This is a genomic window from Microbacterium sp. NPDC064978 (assembly GCF_044543605.1).
Taxonomy (GTDB): domain Bacteria; phylum Actinomycetota; class Actinomycetes; order Actinomycetales; family Microbacteriaceae; genus Microbacterium; species Microbacterium meiriae.
The window spans coordinates 451638-470568 of sequence record NZ_JBITWF010000004.1; the positions used below are offsets into that span (position 1 = coordinate 451638).

The 18931-nt window shown below is 68.3% G+C and carries 16 protein-coding genes; 4 read left to right on the forward strand and 12 right to left on the reverse strand.

Features of this window, described 5'->3' with window-relative positions:
- Positions 1-16: 16 nt before the first annotated feature.
- The 4 genes from ACIGJI_RS15190 to ACIGJI_RS15205 all read right to left on the reverse strand — a co-directional run bounded on the left by ACIGJI_RS15190 (position 17) and on the right by ACIGJI_RS15205 (position 3876).
- Positions 17-667, reverse strand: a complete 651-nt coding sequence (locus tag ACIGJI_RS15190) for a dihydrofolate reductase family protein (protein WP_363446050.1) — start codon at positions 665-667, stop codon at positions 17-19.
- 107 nt (positions 668-774) lie between these two features.
- Complete coding sequence (locus ACIGJI_RS15195) at positions 775-1245, reverse strand: GNAT family N-acetyltransferase (protein WP_187662772.1); 471 nt, start codon at positions 1243-1245, stop codon at positions 775-777.
- Positions 1246-1280: 35 nt separating this feature from the next.
- A complete protein-coding gene (locus ACIGJI_RS15200) occupies positions 1281-2339 on the reverse strand; it encodes an LLM class flavin-dependent oxidoreductase (RefSeq protein ID WP_259953747.1) in 1059 nt (352 codons plus the stop codon).
- 28 nt (positions 2340-2367) lie between these two features.
- Complete coding sequence (locus tag ACIGJI_RS15205) at positions 2368-3876, reverse strand: methyltransferase (protein ID WP_268777843.1); 1509 nt, start codon at positions 3874-3876, stop codon at positions 2368-2370.
- Positions 3877-3972: 96 nt separating this feature from the next.
- Between ACIGJI_RS15205 and ACIGJI_RS15210 the strand changes: the two genes are divergently transcribed.
- From ACIGJI_RS15210 to trxA, 4 genes are all read left to right on the forward strand, one after another.
- Positions 3973-6168: a DUF6049 family protein gene (locus tag ACIGJI_RS15210; protein ID WP_363446047.1), complete on the forward strand. Its 2196-nt coding sequence runs from the start codon at positions 3973-3975 to the stop codon at positions 6166-6168.
- Positions 6161-7777 carry a murein biosynthesis integral membrane protein MurJ gene (gene murJ, locus ACIGJI_RS15215; RefSeq protein WP_363446045.1) on the forward strand — a complete coding sequence of 539 codons (1617 nt, stop codon included), beginning with the start codon at positions 6161-6163 and terminating at the stop codon, positions 7775-7777. The genes ACIGJI_RS15210 and murJ overlap by 8 nt, the downstream gene beginning before the upstream one ends.
- 79 nt (positions 7778-7856) lie before the next feature.
- Entirely contained in the window at positions 7857-8831 is a 975-nt protein-coding gene (gene trxB / locus ACIGJI_RS15220; protein WP_280567630.1) for a thioredoxin-disulfide reductase, read from the forward strand.
- A gap of 68 nt (positions 8832-8899) precedes the next feature.
- Entirely contained in the window at positions 8900-9223 is a 324-nt protein-coding gene (trxA, locus tag ACIGJI_RS15225; protein WP_025102859.1) for a thioredoxin, read from the forward strand.
- Between the two features lie 71 nt (positions 9224-9294).
- Here the strand turns inward: trxA and ACIGJI_RS15230 are convergent, their stop codons facing one another.
- The 8 genes from ACIGJI_RS15230 to yidC form a co-directional block, all read right to left on the reverse strand.
- Complete coding sequence (locus ACIGJI_RS15230) at positions 9295-9819, reverse strand: GrpB family protein (protein WP_363446043.1); 525 nt, start codon at positions 9817-9819, stop codon at positions 9295-9297.
- A gap of 6 nt (positions 9820-9825) precedes the next feature.
- Positions 9826-10161 carry a hypothetical protein gene (locus tag ACIGJI_RS15235; protein ID WP_025102860.1) on the reverse strand — a complete coding sequence of 112 codons (336 nt, stop codon included), beginning with the start codon at positions 10159-10161 and terminating at the stop codon, positions 9826-9828.
- Between the two features lie 9 nt (positions 10162-10170).
- Positions 10171-11619 (reverse strand): sugar porter family MFS transporter, encoded by a 1449-nt coding sequence (locus tag ACIGJI_RS15240; protein ID WP_187662780.1) that lies wholly within the window; start codon positions 11617-11619, stop codon positions 10171-10173.
- Positions 11620-11680: 61 nt separating this feature from the next.
- Positions 11681-12655 carry a ParB/RepB/Spo0J family partition protein gene (locus ACIGJI_RS15245; protein ID WP_363446041.1) on the reverse strand — a complete coding sequence of 325 codons (975 nt, stop codon included), beginning with the start codon at positions 12653-12655 and terminating at the stop codon, positions 11681-11683.
- Positions 12655-13527, reverse strand: coding sequence for a ParA family protein (locus ACIGJI_RS15250; RefSeq protein ID WP_363446039.1), 873 nt, complete (start codon positions 13525-13527; stop codon positions 12655-12657). Before ACIGJI_RS15250 ends, ACIGJI_RS15245 begins: the two co-directional genes overlap by 1 nt.
- 3173 nt (positions 13528-16700) lie before the next feature.
- Entirely contained in the window at positions 16701-17348 is a 648-nt protein-coding gene (gene rsmG / locus ACIGJI_RS15255; protein ID WP_187662782.1) for a 16S rRNA (guanine(527)-N(7))-methyltransferase RsmG, read from the reverse strand.
- 24 nt (positions 17349-17372) lie between these two features.
- Positions 17373-17864: a R3H domain-containing nucleic acid-binding protein gene (locus tag ACIGJI_RS15260; protein ID WP_187662783.1), complete on the reverse strand. Its 492-nt coding sequence runs from the start codon at positions 17862-17864 to the stop codon at positions 17373-17375.
- A complete protein-coding gene (gene yidC, locus ACIGJI_RS15265) occupies positions 17861-18931 on the reverse strand; it encodes a membrane protein insertase YidC (RefSeq protein ID WP_187662784.1) in 1071 nt (356 codons plus the stop codon). The genes ACIGJI_RS15260 and yidC overlap by 4 nt, the downstream gene beginning before the upstream one ends.

The following is an 18931-nucleotide window of genomic DNA, read 5'->3' on the forward strand; positions in this document are numbered from 1 at the left end:
GACCGCGTGCCGGGCCTCAGGCCTCGCGGGAGAACGTGATGTGGGTCACGCCGGACTCCGCGACCTCGGAGGTCACGCGATAGCCGGCCTCGAGGCCGCGCAGGTCGTCCCACAGACGGATCCCGCTGCCGGTGAGGATCGGGGTGATGCCCACGTGCAGGTCGTCGACGAGCCCCGCGCGCAGGAACTCCCGGACCGTGGTCGCCCCGCCGCCGACACGGATGTCACTCCCTCCGGCCACCGCCACCGCCTCCCGCAGCGCCTCCTCGGGGGTCGCGGAGAGGAAGCGGAAGCTCGTGCCGTTCGCGAACTCGATCGGCGGGCGCGGGGTGTGGGTGAGGACGAACACCGGAACCTCGAACGGCGGCTCCTCACCCCACCAGCCGCGCCAGTCCGGGTCGTCCGGGTTCGCGTGGAGGCCGAACATCCCGGCGCCCATGATCTCGGCACCGATGCCCTGGAAGTACTGTGCCGCGTACTTCTCGTCCACCCCGGTCGTGCCGGCGCCGCTGGTGTCGTGGAAGACGCGCTCCTGGAAGGTGCGGGTCGCGGTGTAGGCGGCGGTGAGTCGTCCCCAGTCCTCGCCGAACGGGTTCTCCGGGGTCTGATCGGTCGTCGTGGCGAAGCCGTCGAGAGTGATGTTGAGGTCGACGCGCACGCGGGTCATGGTGCCTCCGAAGCGGTGGGGACGGGCACCGGTCGGCGCGCCGTCCCCAGCGTCGGGCGTTCCACGGCCGCTGTCAAGAGCGGACCGCCGTACCGGACTCCCGCGGATCAGGCCTTGGGGTCGTCCGAAAGCGCCATGTGGATGATCGGATAGGGACGACCGTCACCGTCGAGCGCGCTCCGGCCCACCTCCACGAAGCCTCGGCTGCGGTAGAACCCGCGCGCGCCCGGGTTGTCCTCGTTCACATCGACCCTGGCCACGCCCTGGTGGACGACGACCTCGGCGAGCAGGGCAGAGCCCACACCGCGTCCGCGAACGGCATCGGAGACGAACAGCATCTCCAGCCCGTCGTCGTGGACGCCGGCGAACCCGACCGGAACCCCGTCCTGCTCGGCGACGGTGAGGGTCACCGCGGGGAAGTAATCGGACGCGAGGTGCGATTCGATCCGGGCGAAGTCGGTCTCCTCCAGGAAGTCATGGGTGGCGCGAACGGCGCTGCGCCAGATCTCGACGAGTTCCGCGTACTCCTCTTCCCCCCGGCACGGCCGGATGGTGAGCGGGGAACTGCCTGCGGACATGCCTCCGACACTATCGGTCGGACCGCCGTACCGGATCAGACCACGGGGTCGCCCTGGACCGGACCCTCCGTGTTGGGCTTCCACCCGAGGGCCGGCGCCACGTGCTCCGCGAACGCCTCGAGCACGTGGAGGTTGTACTCCGGCCCGAGCTGGTTCGGGATCGTCAGCATGAGGGTGTCCGCGGCCATGACGGCCTCGTCCTGCCGGAGCTGCTCGATGAGCACATCGGGCTCCGCGGCGTAGGTCTTGCCGAACGTGGAGCGGAACCCGTCGATGATGCCGATCTGGTCGCCGTTCTCCTCGCTGCGCAGCCCGAAGTAGGCGCGGTCCATGTCCGACACGAGCGGGAACACGCTCCGGCTGACCGACACCCGAGGCGTCCCGGTGTGGCCGGCCTCACGGTAGGCGGAGCGGAAGAGCTCGATCTGCTCGCGCTGCAGCTCGTGGAAGGGCTGACCGGTGGCCTCCGTCACGAGCGTCGAGCTCATCATGTTGAGCCCCTTGCGGCCGGTCTCCTCGGCCGTCGCGCGCGAACCCGAGCCCCACCAGATGTGGTCGCGCAGCGTGGGCGACTGCGGTTCGATCGCGAGGTACTGTCCCGCACCCACCATCCGGGGGTCGCCGGGAGCGAGTCGCTCGCCGTCGATGGCGCGGAGGAAGATCTCGAACTTCTCCCGTGCGAGCACGCTGCCTCGCTCCGGGTCCTCCTCGTCGCGGAAGCCGAAGGTCTCGTAGCCGCGCAGCGCCGTCTCGGGTGACCCGCGGCTCACGCCGAGCGCGATACGGCCGTCGGCGATGAGGTCGAGTGCGGCCGCCTCCTCGGCGAACTGGAACGGGTTCTCGTACCGCATGTCGATCACGCCGGTGCCGACCTCGATGCGCTCGGTGCGCGCGGCCATGGCCGTCAGCAGCGGCATCGGGGACGCCGCCTGGCGTGCCCAGTGGTGCACGCGGACGTAGGCGCCGTTGACGCCGAGCTCGTCGGCGCCCTCCGCGATCTCGATGGTCTGCTTCAGCATGTCGCCCGCCGTGCGGGTGGCCGAGCCGGGCACGTCGGCGTAGTGACCGAACGAGAGGAATCCGAAAGCCTTCATGGTGTATTCGAACGCATGGAAGCCGGGACTATTCCCCCGGGAGCAGGAAGCCGTCGAGGACGAGCCCGCGGATGCGCGGCTCGAGCTCCGCCCACAGCTGCGCGAACGGCACCTCGAAGAGGTCCGCGAGGGCGGGGGCGATCTGCAGCACCTGGAGCTCGCCGTCGCACGCGCCGACGAAGCCGGCGAGCGCGGGGTCCACCGCGACGGTGCGCGCGAACCCGCCGCCCTGACGCAGCTCGATCACGCTCGGGTCGTCGTTACCGGGGAGAAGGTGGCGCGCCTCGGTGACGTCCGGAGCCACGACGAGGGTGTCGGGCAGCCCTGCGGCGAGCGCATCGTGGGCCGCGAGCCCGAGGCCGAGCGCCGCGCCCACGTTCGCCACGGGCTGCGTCACCCGCTCCGATCGCCGCAGCGGCTCCCCCCGCCCGCGGCGGAGCAGCACATAGCCGAAGCCGATCGCGGTCACGCCGCGCGCCGCGAAGTCGTCGAGCCACGCGGTCAGCAGCGGAGTGAAGGCGGCATCGCGCGGCGTGATGCCGCCGTCCCTGATCCACAGCTCGGCATAGGCGAGAGGGGACAGCTCCTCCCGCTCCACGACCCACAGGTCGAGGTCGGCGGGCACCCACGCGTCCAGCCGCGCGAGGCCGGTGATGCCCGTCCGCGACTCCCAGTTGCCCAGCAGCTGCGCGATGCCGCCCGGGGTGAGGTGCGCCGGTGCCGTGCGCACGAACTGCTCGACCAGTGCGTCGCCGACCAGACCGCCGTCGCGATACTCGTAGGCGGGCACCCCCGCCGTGCGCGGGGTGATCACGAACGGCGGGTTCGAGACGATGAGGTCGAACGCCTCCCCGGCGACCGGCTCAAACATGCTCCCGTGACGGAACTCGATGTTCGTGACCCCGTTCAGTTGCGCGTTCAGCGCGGCGTAGGCGAGGGCGCGGCGGGAGACGTCGGTGGCCACGACCCGGCCGGCGCGTCGTGCCACGAGGAGCGCCTGGATGCCGCAGCCCGTGCCGAGGTCGAGGGCACGATCCACCGCGAGCGGGACGACCGTCTCAGCGAGCGTGCGGGAGGCTCCGCCCACACCGAGGACGTGGTCGGCGGGCAGCGGGCCGTCGAGGGCGACCTCGTCCAGGTCGCTGGCGATCCACCATTCCCCGACTCCGTCCTCGTCGACGAACGACTGCGGGCGCAGCAGCGCGCTCGGCGTCACGGTGTCGGCGTCGGTCGTCGCCAGCCCCAGAGCCTCCAGCCCGTCCACGCCGAGCGTCGGCAGTGCGCGCTCCACGGCCGCGCGCGGCTGGGGAAGGCCGAGCACCAGGAGGCGTCCGAGGGTCGCGAGGACCCCCTCATCCTCGGCGATCGCCCGAAGGATGGGCTCGCGCAGACCACGGGCGAGTGCATCATCCGCCTCCTCGCCCCAGAGACGTCGCAGCGGCTCGGATCGGAGATCGGCGGCATCGAGATCCGCGGCGAACGCAGCGCTGCGGAGCGGGTCGGGGCGGGGGGCGGGGGTGTCGGACACGGCCGTCACTCTACGCGTCTTCAGGGTTCTCCTCCGTCCGGCCTCCTAGAATCGCAGGGTCAGTACTCACGATCCGCCTCTCCCCGGCGTTCGAGGAAGACCTTCATGACCGCGATCACTCCCCCGACGGGCCTCCGCGCGCGTGCGCGCCGGCTCGCGGCGTTCGTGGTGGCCGCCGGCGTCTGCGCGGTGGGTGTCGCCGGTCCCGCGATGGCGGCCGACCAGCCCGCCGCGGACGACGACCACCGTGTCGAACTGCACGTCACGGCGGGTCTACGCGGCACCGTCGCGCCGGGCACGTCGACGTCGGCCGTGGTCACGATCGAGAACGAGACCGAGGCGGAGCTCTCCGCGGGTCGCGTCGAGATCGAGCTCGGGAGCACGCCACTGACCGACGACGATGCCGTGACCGAATGGCTGGACGAGGGACAGGCCGCCGGTTCCTTCCTCTCCCTCGGCGAAGAGGCCACCAAGCCGGCGGAGGCGGGCGGATCCGCCACCACCACCGTGTTCGTGCCGCAGGAGACGCTGAAGCCGTTGAAACCGGGGGTGTACCCGCTGCGGGCCGCCCTGAGCGATGCCGGTACGGAGGACGCCGAGGGGGAGCGCACCACCACCTGGGACACCAGCGCGACGAGCGTCCTCGTGGTCAGCTCCAGCCCGACCAGTCCGGTCGGCGTCCTCGTGCCCATCACCGCCACCCCGGCCGGCGGTGCCCTCCTGAGCGCTGACGAGCTCACGGAGCTGACCGCCCCGGACGGCGACCTCACCGCGCAGCTCGACGGCGTCGCCGGGACGACGGCTGTGCTCGCGGTCGATCCCGCCATCCTCACCTCGATCCGCGCACTGGGCACCGCGGCTCCCTCCACGGCGAGCGACTGGCTGCAGAGGCTCGACGAACTCCCCAACGCCCGCTTCGCCCTGCAGTTCGGCGATGCCGACCTCACGGTGCAGGCGCAGGCCGGTCTGCCCGAGGCGCTGGCGCCGCTGCCGCTGACCTCGCTGCTCGATCCCGCGGCCTTCCCGCAGCAGCGCGCCGTGACACCGACGAACACCCCCGCCGCCACCACCGACCCCTCGGCGACGCCGACCGACGGGCCCGCGCTTCCCACCGACGACGAGCTCACGGAGATCGACGGCGCGGTCCCGGGAATCGTCTGGCCGGAGAGCGACCTCACGCAGGCTGACCTCGCGTCGTTCACCGGCTACCTGGGGGGCACCGCCACGACGGTCGTGTCGTCCGAGACGGTCGGCGGTCAGAGTGCGGCTCATGCGACGGCGGGCGGACAGAACCTGCTCGTCACCGACGCGGCCACGTCGGCGGCCCTCTCCGCAGCGGCGACCGAATCCGCCTCGGCTCCCCGCCAGGGGTTGCTGGCAGAGGCGGCAGCCCGGCTCTTCCTCGCCGGTGCCCGGGCGCCTGGCGCTCCGCTCCTCATCGGCCTGGAGCGCGACGAGAGTCGTCCCGCAGAGGCCCTTCGTGACGCGATCTCCACCGCGGACTCCATCGGCTTCGAGCTCTCGGCGGTGCGGGCGGCCCCTGCCGTCGCGGTGACACTGCCGGAGACGGCCGCGGCGACCCGGGCGTCCGACCTCACGAACCTCCTCGCCGATGAGCGCTCCCTCACCGCTTTCGCGACCATCCTCAGTGACCCCCTCGTGCTGCTGAGCCCGGAGCGGATCCGGATCCTGCGCACCATCGCGGTCGGTTCCTCCGCGGAAGCCTTCACCGAGAAGGTCGCGGCCCATCGCGCGCGCACCACCGAGACGCTCGGCGCCGTCAGCATCCCCGACTCCAGCACCATCCAGCTCCTCACGGCCAACGCCGACCTCCCCATCGCCGTGCGCAACGACCTCCCGTGGCCGGTGACGGTGCGGTTGTACGCGTCCCCCACCGATCCGCGCCTCGAAGTGACACCCGTGATCGACGTCGCCGTACAGGCGAGCTCGACCACGAGGGCGAAGGTGCCGGTGTCGGCCCGTGTCGGCAGCGGCGAGCTCGACCTGCGCCTCAGCCTCACCAGCCCGACCGGAGTGCCGATCCAGTCGGAGCAGACCATCCGGGTCGCGGTGCGCGCGGAATGGGAGACCATCGGTCTCATCGTCTTCGGCGGCCTCGCCGTGCTCCTCATCGCCCTCGGGGTGGTGCGCACGGTGCGCCGGAAGCGTCGGGAGGCCATCGAGGAGCAGGCCGTGGAGGCCGCCGTCGAGGAACTGATCGAGGAGAAGGAAGCGGAAGCCGCGGTGCAGGAGCGCCCCGACGGCCCGGATGCCCCTCCCACGAAGGAGTCGCGTGACTAGTCTCGGGCGCGCCAGCGCCATCATCGGCGCGGGCACCCTGGTCTCCCGCGTGACCGGGCTGCTGCGCAGTATCGTCCTCGTCGCGGTGATCGGCTCGTTCAAGTCGGGCCCGGCCGATGCCTTCGCCGCGGCGAACACGCTCCCGAACAGCGTCTTCTCCCTCATCTCCGTCGGCATCCTCACCGCGGTGATCGTGCCGCAGATCGTCAAGGCCACCGCCGACGCCGACGGGGGCAACGCGTTCATCTCGAAGCTCTTCACCCTCGGGACGGTCGTGCTCGTCGCCGTCACGGCTCTCGCCACGATCGCAGCGCCCTGGCTCGTGCAGATCGTGGCAGGCGGGCTCTCCTCGACGACCCAGGCGCTCGCGACCGCGCTCGCGTACTGGTGTCTCCCGCAGATCCTCTTCTACGGTCTGTACGCCCTGTTGGGCGAAGCCCTGAACGCGCGGCGCATCTTCGGTCCGTTCACCTGGGCGCCGGTCGTCAACAACATCGTCTCGATCATCGGATTCCTGATCCTGGGATGGGCGTTCTCGCCGGTGTCCCGCGACTCCGCCGACTGGACGCCGGAGATGATCGCCCTGCTCGGCGGCACGGCGACCCTCGGCATCGCCGTGCAGGCGCTCGTCCTGCTGCTTTTCTGGCGTCGGACGGGCCTCTCGCTCCGCCCCGATTTCCAGTGGCGGGGCGTCGGCCTCGGCAACGTGGGAAAGCTCGCGGGATGGACCTTCCTGATGGCGTTCGCCTCACTGTCCGCCGGCGTGCTGCAGGGCAACATCGTCAGCAACGCCTCGGAGTCGGGCGCCTCGCTCGCCGTGACCACGAACGCCTGGCTCATCTTCATGCTCCCCTACTCGGTCATCGTGCTGTCGATCGGGACCCCGTACTTCACGCAGATCAGCGAGCACGCCGCCGCCGGGCGGCACGACGAGGTCCGTGGAGACATCTCGCGCAGCATCCGCACGCTGCTGTTCTTCATCGTCGCCGCCGTCGCCGCGGTGGCCGCCGCGGCGATCCCCGCCTCCCGTGTCTTCACCGAGAGTGCTTCCGACGCCGAGGGGGCGGCCGTCGTCCTCCTCTGCTACCTGGTCAGCCTGATCCCCCTCACGATCCTGTTCATCGTGCAGCGCACTTTCTACGCGTACGACGACACGCGCACGCCCTTCTGGTTCACGATCTTCCAGTGCGCGCTGATCGTCGTGACCGCGCTGGGAGCCGTCGCCCTGCTGTCGGCGGAGGTCATCGACCTCACGCAGCTGGCCGCCGCCGTGGCTCTGGGGCAGTCCATCGCCAGCACGCTGCAGACGATCGTCGCCACCTGGCTGCTGCATCGCAAGATCGGCGTCATCGGAATCCTGTCCTGGCTGCGTGCGCTCGCGCTGTTCGCGGTCGCCGCGATCCCGGCGGGGCTCGCCGGATGGGGAACGTTCCTCCTGATCGGGGGGACGACCGGATGGGCCACGTCCGGAGTCATCCCCGGCGCCCTGGCGACCGCCGTCGTCGGCCTCGTCGTCGTGATCGTCTACGTCGCGATCCTCGCGGTCTTCCGCGCCCCGGAGCTGAAGGCCGCCGGCGGGCTCGTCCGCCGCTTCCTGCCCGGCCGCTGACGTGGGAATGCCCCGCGGTTACCATGGGTTGAAGCAGTCGGACGTCTTTCGACGGCACCGCCTTTCTAACGGAGATCACATGCGTCAGGTCATCATCATCGGCTCCGGCCCCGCCGGATTCACGGCTGCCATCTACGCGGCGCGCGCGAACCTGGAGCCGCTCCTCATCGCGAGCTCCGTCGAGGTCGGCGGCGAGCTCATGAACACGACCGAGGTGGAGAACTACCCCGGCTTCCCGGAGGGCATCCAGGGCCCTGAGCTCATGGCGAAGTTCCAGGAGCAGGCCGAGAAGTTCGGCACCGAGGTGCTCTACGACGACGTCACGGAGCTCGATGTCGCCGGTCCCGTCAAGAAGGTCACCCTCGGTTCGGGTGCCACCCACGAGGCCAAGACGATCATCTACGCGACCGGTTCCGCCTACCGCAAGCTCGGCATCGAGGGCGAGGAGCGTCTCTCCGGCTTCGGCGTCTCCTGGTGCGCCACCTGCGACGGCTTCTTCTTCCGTCAGAAGACGATCGCCGTCGTCGGCGGCGGCGACTCGGCGATGGAGGAGGCCACCTTCCTCACGCGTTTCGCGGACAAGGTGTACGTCATCCACCGCAAGGACTCCCTCCGCGCCTCGAAGATCATGCAGGAGCGCGCCTTCGCGAACGAGAAGATCGAGTTCGTGTGGAACAGCGAGGTCGTCGAGATCCTGGGCGACACCGCCGTCTCCGGCGTGCAGCTGCGTTCCACGGAGGACGGGTCGCTGCGCGACCTTCCTCTCGACGGCCTGTTCATCGCGATCGGCAACGACCCGCGCACGCACCTCGTGCACGAGAAGCTCGAGCTCACGCCCGAAGGGACGATCTGGGTCGACGGACGCTCCTCGCGGACGTCGGTCCCCGGTGTCTTCGCCGCCGGTGACGTGATCGACCCCACCTACCGCCAGGCCATCACCGCCGCCGGGACGGGCACGATCGCGGCTCTCGACGCCGAGCACTTCCTCGCCGACCTCGAGGACGCGTCCGTCGAGGTCCCCGCAGCCGAGGCCGCCGAGGTCATCACGGCCTGACCAGGGCCGGGAACACTTTCCCCCCGCCCGTTGTTGCAACAGGCGAACCTCGAACAAGGAGAACTCTGATGAGTGCAAAGGCAACGAGCCAGGCGACCTGGGAGCAGGACGTGCTGCAGGCCGATGGTCCCGTGCTGGTGGACTTCTGGGCCGAGTGGTGCGGTCCGTGTCGTATGGTCGCGCCGGTGCTGGACGAGATCCAGTCCGACAACCCCGACAAGATCACCATCCTCAAGCTCAACGTGGACGAGAACCCGGAGCTGGCCATGAAGTACCAGATCACGTCGATCCCGGCGATGAAGGTCTTCCAGGGCGGAGAGGTCAAGACGACGATCATCGGCGCCAAGCCGAAGTTCGCTCTCGAGCAGGATCTCGCCGCTTTCCTCGGCTGATCCCCACGACCACGAGAAGGGCCGCGCCTCCGGGCGCGGCCCTTCTCGCATGCTCGGCCAGCCCAGGGTGATCAGCGCTTGTCGTACACGTCCACCGGCTCGAGCCCGCGTGCTGCCCGCGCCCTGTCGACGATCTCCTGGATGACAGCGGTCTTCGCTGCGTTGTAGGAGGAGTTCCGCTCCTCCGCCGCCCGCGCTGCGTCGTGCTTGACGCGTTCGTATCGCTCCGCATCGTCCGGGTGCGCGCACAACCAGTCCCGCAGCAGGCGCTGTGGCACGTCATCCCATTCGGTTGCCGTGAAGAAGTGTGCGATGGCGAGGCGCTCCCCGGCCGCCTCCATGATCATCACCGGATGAGTGCGGATTCCGCTGCCGGTGCGCCAGGCGGTCGCCTCCAGTTCGGACCGGTGGGCGTCGAACTCCCCTCGCGTCTGCACGCGCACCGCCAGGTCGACGATCGGTTTCGCGCTCATCCCGGGAATGGCCGTCGAACCGATGTGCTCGACGAACCAGCCGTCCGCCCCGGCAGCGCGGATCGATGCCGCGAACTCCTCGAATCGCTGCGGCCACGACGGGTCGTAGGGAACGAGGAGCATCGGTCGTCAGGAGGCGTCGGCGATGCGAGGGTCCCAGCGACGATGGCGCTGCTTCTCGTCCAGGAGTCCCCAGACGGCTGGTGTGAGCTCCGGGTACTCCAGGGCGATCTGGCGCAGCACGCGGTAATGCCGCGCGGCGTTGGGACGTACCCCGTCGTTCGCGGCGATGTTGTCGGCGCGCAGCAGGTAGACGACGAGTTCGTCGACACTGGGCAGCTCCTCCATGAACTCCCAGGGGTCCTCACCGCCGAGCAGGCGCTCCTGGACGAGGACGGCGAGTTCGTCCGAGGCCTCGGCGCGCAGCACTTCCAGGCTGGCGCGACGGGGGACGGACTCGGTCATCCCTCCAGCCTACGCGCGTGCGCGACGGGGTCGGCGCTCCACCTTCGCATCCTCGCTCATGTCCTCGAGCTCGCGGCCCTTGGTCTCCGGCACCTTGAAGAACACGAAGAAGAACGACAGCAGCGCGAAGAACGCGTAGAAGCCGTACGCGAAGGTGAGGCCGATCTCGGCGAACGCCGGGAACGTCGTCGAGATGAAGAAGTTCGCCACCCACTGCGCCGCGGCGGCCACGGCCAGGGCACCGGCACGGATCGAGTTCGGGAAGATCTCGCCCAGGAGGACCCACACGAGCGGTCCCCAGCTCGCACCGAAGAACACCACGAAGCCGTTGGCGCAGACGAGGGCGACGGTGGCCCAGGGGTCGGGAAGCGTCGCGGTGCCCGAGGCGTCCAGCGTGCCGAACGAGAAGGCGAGCGCCATGAGTCCGAGGGTCACCGTCATGCCGACGGAGCCGACGAGCAGCATGATCCGGCGACCGATCCGGTCGACGAGCAGGATCGCGACGATCGTGACGACGATGTTGGTCACAGAGGTGATGACGGAGGTCAGGAGAGCGCTGGACTCGTCGAATCCGACCGACTGCCACAGTGTCGTGGAGTAGTAGAAGATCACGTTGATGCCGACGAACTGCTGGAACACCGACAGCAGGATGCCGACCCAGACGATCGGCTTGAGGCCGAGACGGCTGCCTCGCAGGTCTCGCAGCGACTCGGAGCGCTCCGTGTCGATCGTGCCCGTGATCTCCTTGATCTTCGCCTCGGTGTCGATCGTCCCCGTGACGGTCTGGAGCACTTCCGCGGCACGCTTCACTTCCCCCTTGCGCACCAGGTAGCGCGGGGATTCCGGCAGCCGGAGCGACATCAACCCGTAGACGAGGGCGGGGATGGCCGCGACCATGAACATCCATCGCCAGGCGGTCAGGCCCCAGAGCGGCTGGTCGGCCTCCCCCGCGATGCCGGCGAGCAGGGCGTCCGACAGCAGGGCGGCGAAGATGCCGAGGACGATGGCGAGCTGCTGCAACGAGCCCAGACGACCGCGGATCGCCGCGGGAGACACCTCCGCGATGTAGGCGGGGGCGATCACCGAAGCCGCGCCGACGCCGAGGCCGCCGATCACACGCCAGACGATGAGGTCGACGACGCTGAACGCGAGTCCGGAGCCGATCGCCGAGACGAAGAACATCGCCGCGGCGACAACCATCACCGGGATGCGTCCGAACTTGTTCGACACCGGGCCGGCGAACCAGGCGCCGACCGCACAGCCGATCAGGGCGGAGGAGACAGCGAAGCCCTTGAGACCCGTGCCGAGGTCGAACCCTGAGACATCTCCCGCCAGGGCATCGACAGCACCGTTGATCACCGCGGTGTCGAATCCGAAGAGGAATCCGCCCAGAGCCGCCGCAATACTGACGGCGATCACGCGACGCTTGATACTCGCTGGATCAGCTGGTCTGGACATGACATCCCCCTCGCATCGACAAGATGACGCGAGTCTATGTCACCCCCGACCAGGGGCGGGGTCAGCGCGCGGAGCCGTACCCTTCTTCGCCGAGCTCCTCGAGAATGCGGTTCAGGTCCTGGATCGATGCGAAATCGATCGTGACCTGGCCTTTCCGAGCTCCCAGTGCGATCCGGACGCGGGTGTTGAGCCGGTCCCCCAGCTTGCCGGCGACCTCATCCAGGTACGCCCGCCGTGCCCCGGGCGTGGGCTTGGGAGTCTTCCCTGCGGAGGGCTGCGACTTGGCCGCCTCTTCCGTGGCACGGACGGAGAGGTCCTCGTTGACGACCTTGTCCGCCAGGCGCTGCATGGCCTCCGGCGAGTCCACGCTCAGGATCGCGCGTGCGTGTCCGGCGGTCAGGACACCGGCGGCCACCCGCTGCTGCACGGGGACAGGAAGCTTGAGCAGGCGGATGGTGTTGCTGATCTGCGGCCGGGAACGACCGATGCGCGTGGCGAGCTCCTCCTGCGTGATGCCGAAATCGTCGAGGAGCTGCTGGTAGGCCGATGCCTCTTCCAACGGGTTCAGCTCCGAGCGGTGGAGGTTCTCCAGGAGCGCGTCCCGCAGCAGGTCCTCATCGGCGGTATCCCGGACGATGGCCGGGATCGACTCGAGTCCGGCCTCGCGGGCAGCCCGCGTGCGCCGCTCCCCCATGATGAGTTCGTACTCGCCGTCGCTGTTCTTCCGGACCACCACCGGCTGCAGCACGCCGAACTCGCGGACGCTGTGCACGAGCTCCGCGAGGTCCTCCGGGTTGAAGTGCGTGCGCGGCTGGCGGGGGTTGGGGACGATCGCCTGCGGGTCGACCTGGATCAGGTGGATCCCGGGCACCGCCTCGAGCTCAGCCTCGGGTGCCGCGTCGGTGTTCGCGGAGGGAGCCTCGGGTGCCGGAGCGATCTTCGCGCCCGGGAAGAACACGTCGACAGGACGTTCGGCCTGGTCCGCCGTCGGGATGAGGGCGCCGATGCCGCGGCCGAGTCCAGTGCGCTTCGCCATTATTTCTCCTTGCTCTGCGTCTGTCGCGACGCGATCTCGACGGCGGCCTCACGGTAGGCGATCGCTCCGGCGGACTGACCGTCGTAGGCGATGACCGTCTGGCCGAAACTGGGGGCTTCCGATACGCGTACGGACCGCGGAATCACGGTGTCCAACACCTGTGACGGGAAGTGCGAGCGCACTTCCTCCGCAACCTGCTGCGCCAGACGCGTCCGCCCGTCGAACATCGTCAGGAGGATCGTCGAGAGATGGAGGCTCGGATTCAGGTGCTTCTGGATCATCTGGATGCTGCCGAGCAGCTGGCTCAGGCCTTCCAGGGCGTAGTACTCGCACTGGATCGGGATGAAGACCTCGTTCGCCGCGGTGAACGCGTTGATCGTGAGGAGTCCGAGCGATGGGGGGCAATCGATGATGACGAAGTCGACAGGGTTCTCGACGAGGTAGTCCTCCAGAGCACGGCGAAGTCGGTGCTCCCGGGCGACCTGTGCGACGAGTTCGATCTCGGCACCCGCGAGGTGGATGGTGCTCGGCGCACAGAAGAGATTGGGGCTCTCCGGACTGGGCTGCACGATCTCCGCGAGCGGGAACTCGTCGATGAGGACGTCATAGACGCTCGGTGTGTCGGCATTGTGCGGCACCCCGAGCGCCGTGGAGGCGTTCCCCTGAGGGTCCAGGTCGATGACGATCACCTTCGCACCCAGACCTGCCAATGCCGAAGCGATATTGACGGCGCTCGTGGTCTTACCCACGCCACCCTTCTGGTTCGAGACCGTCAGGATTCGCGTGTCTCCCCCGAACTCCACGGTGACTGCTTCGAGCGCGCGGCGACGAACGGAGAGATCCGCGATTTCTCGCGCGAGGGGGGTGTCCATCCCGAACGATTCGTTCGACGATGCCTTCTCGGACTGTTTCACGTGAAACATCCACTCCTTTCGGGGCCGCGTTCCACTCTAATCGCAGCGACCGACGTCGGATCACAGGCACGACCGGGCGGCAGAGATGCTTCCCGTCCGCGCACTTCCGCATACACGCGGACAGTCAGCTCCGGTGAGGTTCGTTTCACGCGAAACGACGGCTTCAGCACGGCCCGCTGAACGCGGCTTTCGTCACCGGTGGCTTCGCGCAACTCCATCGACGAAAGGCGAAGGGACGCCCCCAGCGCTGACACCGGGGTCCCCTGCTGAGACGGATGTCTGAATCACGCGACTGGGGTCCCTACCGCTCCACCGAAGCGTGCTCGCGAGCCGACCTCGTGCCCCTCCTCGATGAGAGCGCCTGGCGGTCTGGCGTAGCTTCTTCGCGTCGTCCGGTTCGACGCCACATTTCTCGAGGCCCAGTCCCGCGCTCGCAAACCTCCGCCTCCCCACCTCACTCGGGTACCTTGTCGCAGCTTCCCACGCGGGGTGCCTGCCGCGGTCAGGCGAACTCGCGACCGCATCCTTCTGGATAACCCCTGCCTACACCCGCGAGCCACCGCTCTGCCGGGCACCTCCCCCGCAGAGCACGCGGATCCTTCACGCGTGCACCCTCCGCCGGGAGGACGCCAGCGTCGCGCGGCACCGATCCGGTCCGCTCGCGCCCCGTGCTCCGTATGACAGCGCAACAGGCGCGTCGCGTCGTTCTGGCCCCTCCATGACCTGCCTGCCCGCACAACTCGCGGAGCATCACACCGCTGCCTCCTCCAGCGTCCGAGCCGGCAGGTGGACGAGGGATCGCGCCGCATGGGGGCACCGACCCCCAATCTGGCCCGTCCCATCGCCCTTTGCGACGGCTCGTCTCCCGTGAATCCGCCGCCCGATCGCGGTCTGTTTCACGTGAAACACAACCCGTCCTGACCTGTTCACATCCGTTCACCATCTCGGGCACGCACAGCAGCACGTGTTTCCAGCCGCTGTTCGGGTCGCCCCACGACGACGGAGCACACCTGGGAGCAGTTCTGGCGCGGAGGGACTTCCCTTCACGGCGACGCCCATCGAACGACGTGGCGTCGCCCATCCACGCACACCACTCGGCATGCGTGCTCGAAGTGTGTGGAACGACCGTCGCTCAAGAGCCATCTGCGTCACGCGAGCGGTAGCCCCACGGTGGCGGCAGGGCACGTTCATACCCGACCTCGCGCGAACGCCGCACACAGCTCCCACTCCCCTTCCTGTGCACACCGTCCATAGCGAGGATCAGAGCTCGCAGCAGGTCCGCCGCGGACCGCTATAGAGAGGAGGCACCGCGGCACGTCTGCCACAGCGGCGCCCGGTCACACCGTTGCCCACTCCTCCGCGGGAAGGCCGATCACCGGGGCCGGCCCGCTCTTCGAGGGACACCGTTGAGCATCAAGGCCAGCCCCGGTTGTCCGGAGTCATTCCCCGGACGAAACACCAGACGAGGCATGAGCGCCTCTGCCGCAGCGGCCAAAAGCTCCAAAGCCCAGTCCCGCGTCAAGGCACTCACCGGCCCCCTCCACACATGGACACGCACCATCCAACGCCAGGCCTGCACCGGTTACACCCCGTCTCCCGCCGACGACATTCGAGACGAGGCACGAGGGATCCGATAGCGCCGCAGAAAGGTTCAGAGGCCACTCCTCCGAAGAAGGCCACTCACCGGGTGCCTTTACACGTCGACACACCATCGAGCGCCAGGGCCGGACCCCGTTGCCCCGAGTCGTCATTGACCAGGCACGGGACGAAGTATCGCGCCGCCTCCCCCGCCGCAGAACCCGGCGACACCATCACACTTTCCCACAAGAATGCCGCCCGCCGGCTCCAGTCCAGGCTTCGAGGCACACCCCGAACGTCACTGACAGGACTGGTGGCACCATGTCCGTCTCAGACGGCGGAGGAAACGAGGCACCGAGGCACCCCCTGCGGTAGCTTCACCGAGCGGATGACCTTCTTGCCTGTCGACACCCCCGCGGGGGACCTCCACTGCCGCAACGACCTGCAGGAGCCAGCGGCACGACCCAGTCGGCTCTGACGAGGGCTCCCCCCGACGACCGATGACACGTTCGCCCCGTGCCGCGCTCACCGTCACTACACTCTGCGCACGCACTGAAGATCGGTGCCCCTCAGCGGCAGGACGGCACTCGGGCACCGTGGGAGCCACCCGAGAAACCGACTGTTTCACGTGAAACACTCATTCAAGATCGCTACGACTGAGGGATACCTCCTCCACCTCCGAATGCGCCATGGCAAACGGTCGGAGATGGTCAGCGGACGACGTACGCCGCGTGCGATAACTCGTCGAAGCGAATCCCGCGACGTTTCACGTGAAACGGTTGTGTGTCTGATGTGGCCACGCCGACCACGATCCCACCTCCTGCGTCTGACTCACGGGAGGTTTTGCGATCCGCAGCCCACCACGCCGCACCGTGAAGACAGCACCCCCGCCCGCTGACCCACCAGCACGGGCAGGTGCCAGTGTCGAGCAGAAGGGCACTCAACGAGCAGTGCGTCCAATGACCTCGCAGGAGAGCATCGCTTTTGACCTACGAACTGCCCGGGGCAGCGCCCCACGCTCCTTGGCTCGATCGGTGGATGCCCCACCGGTCTCCACACGCGCTTTCAAAAAGGACTCGGGGACGTTGATTAGTACGCCCGTCCACAGCTCCGATGCCAGGGAGTTGTGTGGCGGCGCCTGCCCATTCCCTCCTCCGAGGCCTGCCTCCGGAGACGTGATACTCGCCTCTGACCGCCTCGGTGAAGATGCTCCCGCGATGGATGAACCTTACGCCGCCGAACCCAGCGCTCCCGACAACCGTGTCAGACAGAGGTCGGTCGCCGATTCAGGTTCACCGTAACTGGAGCAACCAGGACACCGGCGTCGCCGAAGCACCCAGTGAACGCGATTCCCGACTCAGCGCCTTCGGAGTCGAGAGTAGCGTCCTACCGCACTGCACCGAGACTCGTTGTTGTTTCACGTGAAACATGGCCTGTCCGGGCGAACCTCATGCGTGAGCCGACACTACCTTTTCGGATCAGCCGATCAAGAGGTAGTGCCCACCAAAGAAGGCCACTCTGACGGCAGAGTTTCACGTGAAACGACAATGCCCTCAGCGCACGTGGGCACGGACGACCCGGGTCGTCTCGGGAAGCAGTCCCTCGCCCAGAACCTCGACGCGAACGTCGGAGAGTGTGAACTTCGCGATCTGCTTCCGCGCCGCCTCGATCTCGTTCGCGGCGTTCATGCCCTTCAAGAGGGCGAGTTCACCACCATCGCGCACCAGCGGAGCCGTCAGTGGAATCAAGGTACGCAGCGCGCTCACCGCGCGAGCCGTGACGACGTCGAAGGCACCCTTCGCACGGACGTCCTCCGCACGCGCACGGAGGATGGTGACGTTCGAGAGCTCGAGATCGTTCACCTGCTCCGTCAACCAGTTGATCCGACGCTCCATCGGCTCGACCAGTGTCCACGACACATCGGGGCGGGCGATGGCGAGCACCAGACCGGGCAGCCCGGCACCAGACCCGATGTCCGCCACGGAACCATGGAAGAGCGGTGCGGCGATCGCGCTGTTCAGGATGTGACGGGTCCACAGGCGGGGCAGTTCGAGCGGCCCGATCAGACCCCGCTCCTCCCCCTCACGGGCGAGGGAGTCCGTGAACCGCCGAGCGATCTCCAGGCGGTCTCCGAAAAGATCGGCAGCGACAGCCGGCTCCTGCTCGACGGTCTTCTCGCCGGAATCGTTCGTCTCAGACACCCGCCCGTACTCGCCTTCGGTACGTCAGTGACGACGCAGGACCGTGTGACGGTCCGCGCCCTCGCCGTACGACTCGGAGACGAGCCCTCGCTCGGCAGCGATGTCGTGGACCAGCTTGCGCTCGTAGCTCGACATCGCCGGCAGCGACGCCTGCGACGAGCCCTCATCGAGCTTGGCGGCCGCCGCCTCGACCAGGGTCACGAGCTGCCGGCGGCGCGTGTCGCGGGATCCTCCGATGTCGAGGATGAGACGCGAGAACGAGCCGGTCTTGTTCTGCACGGCGAGACGTGTGAGCTCCTGCAGCGCCTGCACCGTGTCCGGAGCGGAGAGCAGCGCGAGGCCGTCACCCTCGGCCTCGACCGAGACGTAGGCACGCCCCTGCCGGACATCGAGGTTCAGGTCGCCGTCGATGTCGGCGATGTCGAGCAGCTCCTCGAGGTAATCCGCGGCGACATCGCCTTCGTTCTCGAGCTGCGCCACAGTGGGCTCGGTGCTCCCGGTGACGACCTCACTCATGACGCGTTCCCCTTCTTCTTCGCGCGCTTCTTCCCTACCGGCTGCTGTCGCTTCGGTGCCTCGGCCTTCGCCTTCTCCGCCTGCTCCAGCAGACGCTGCTGCTCTGCCTCGTACACCGACATCGGCACGACCTTGCCCGAGGAATCGATGGCCTTGCCCTTACGCGCCAGACGCTCTTCGCGCGCCTTCGCCGCCTCCGAGCCCGGGGTGGGCATCTCACGGATGACGAGGAACTGCTGGCCCATGGTCCAGAGGTTCGAGATGAACCAGTACACGACGACACCGAGCGGGAAGAAGACACCGGAGAAGATGAAGCCCAGCGGCAGCACATAGAGCATGATCTTCTGCATCTGGTACGCCTGGCCGGTCTTGGCCTCCGGCGAGAGGTTCTTCGAGATGATCTGCAGCTGGGTGAAGAACTGCGACGCGATCATCAGGACGACCAGGGTGACGAGGATGATGATCGCCGTGACGTTCTGCGCATCGATGGCGTTGCCCAGCGTCTCGTGCAGCGAAGCGACGCCGAAGAGCTTCGCGTCGTAGAACTCCTTCGTGAGCTCCGGGCTCAGCAGGCCGACGCCACCCACGTTGTCGCGGGCGTGCTTGCTGACGTCGCTCAGCACGCTGTAGAGCGAGAAGAAGATCGGCATCTGCACGAGCAGCGGCAGACAGCTCGACATCGGCGTCGTGCCGTGCTTCTTGTACAGCGCCATCGTCTCGCGGCTCATCGCCTCACGAGAGAGCTGATCCTTCTTGCCGCGGTACTTCTCCTGAACTTTCCGCAGTTCAGGAGCGATTTCCATCATCTTGCGCTGGCTCTTGATCTGCTTCACGAACAGCGGGATGAGCGCTGCACGGACCACGATCACGAGGCCGACGATCGAGAGGACCCAGGTGATGCCCGAGGCCGCAGGAAGACCGACGGCGGTCAGCAGCCAATGCCAGGCGACGAGGATGAGCTCGACGACCCACTTCAGCGGCCACAGGATCGTGCCGAGCAGGTCGAATCCGCCGGATGCCGGCTCCGGGCTGGGGGTGGCACTGGCGAACAGAAGGTCAAGACCCAC

Excerpts from the sequence above, each read along its gene's own strand:
- ACIGJI_RS15245 (WP_363446041.1), bottom strand. The coding sequence starts at position 12,655 with ATGGCGAAGCGCACTGGACTCGGCCGCGGCATCGGCGCCCTCATCCCG.
- trxB (WP_280567630.1), top strand. The coding sequence starts at position 7,857 with ATGCGTCAGGTCATCATCATCGGCTCCGGCCCCGCCGGATTCACGGCT.
- ACIGJI_RS15210 (WP_363446047.1), top strand. The coding sequence starts at position 3,973 with ATGACCGCGATCACTCCCCCGACGGGCCTCCGCGCGCGTGCGCGCCGG.
- ACIGJI_RS15230 (WP_363446043.1), bottom strand. The coding sequence starts at position 9,819 with ATGCTCCTCGTTCCCTACGACCCGTCGTGGCCGCAGCGATTCGAGGAG.
- trxA (WP_025102859.1), top strand. The coding sequence starts at position 8,900 with ATGAGTGCAAAGGCAACGAGCCAGGCGACCTGGGAGCAGGACGTGCTG.
- ACIGJI_RS15260 (WP_187662783.1), bottom strand. The coding sequence starts at position 17,864 with ATGAGTGAGGTCGTCACCGGGAGCACCGAGCCCACTGTGGCGCAGCTC.
- ACIGJI_RS15235 (WP_025102860.1), bottom strand. The coding sequence starts at position 10,161 with ATGACCGAGTCCGTCCCCCGTCGCGCCAGCCTGGAAGTGCTGCGCGCC.
- ACIGJI_RS15200 (WP_259953747.1), bottom strand. The coding sequence starts at position 2,339 with ATGAAGGCTTTCGGATTCCTCTCGTTCGGTCACTACGCCGACGTGCCC.
- ACIGJI_RS15190 (WP_363446050.1), bottom strand. The coding sequence starts at position 667 with ATGACCCGCGTGCGCGTCGACCTCAACATCACTCTCGACGGCTTCGCC.
- ACIGJI_RS15195 (WP_187662772.1), bottom strand. The coding sequence starts at position 1,245 with ATGTCCGCAGGCAGTTCCCCGCTCACCATCCGGCCGTGCCGGGGGGAA.
- ACIGJI_RS15250 (WP_363446039.1), bottom strand. The coding sequence starts at position 13,527 with ATGGACACCCCCCTCGCGCGAGAAATCGCGGATCTCTCCGTTCGTCGC.
- ACIGJI_RS15240 (WP_187662780.1), bottom strand. The coding sequence starts at position 11,619 with ATGTCCAGACCAGCTGATCCAGCGAGTATCAAGCGTCGCGTGATCGCC.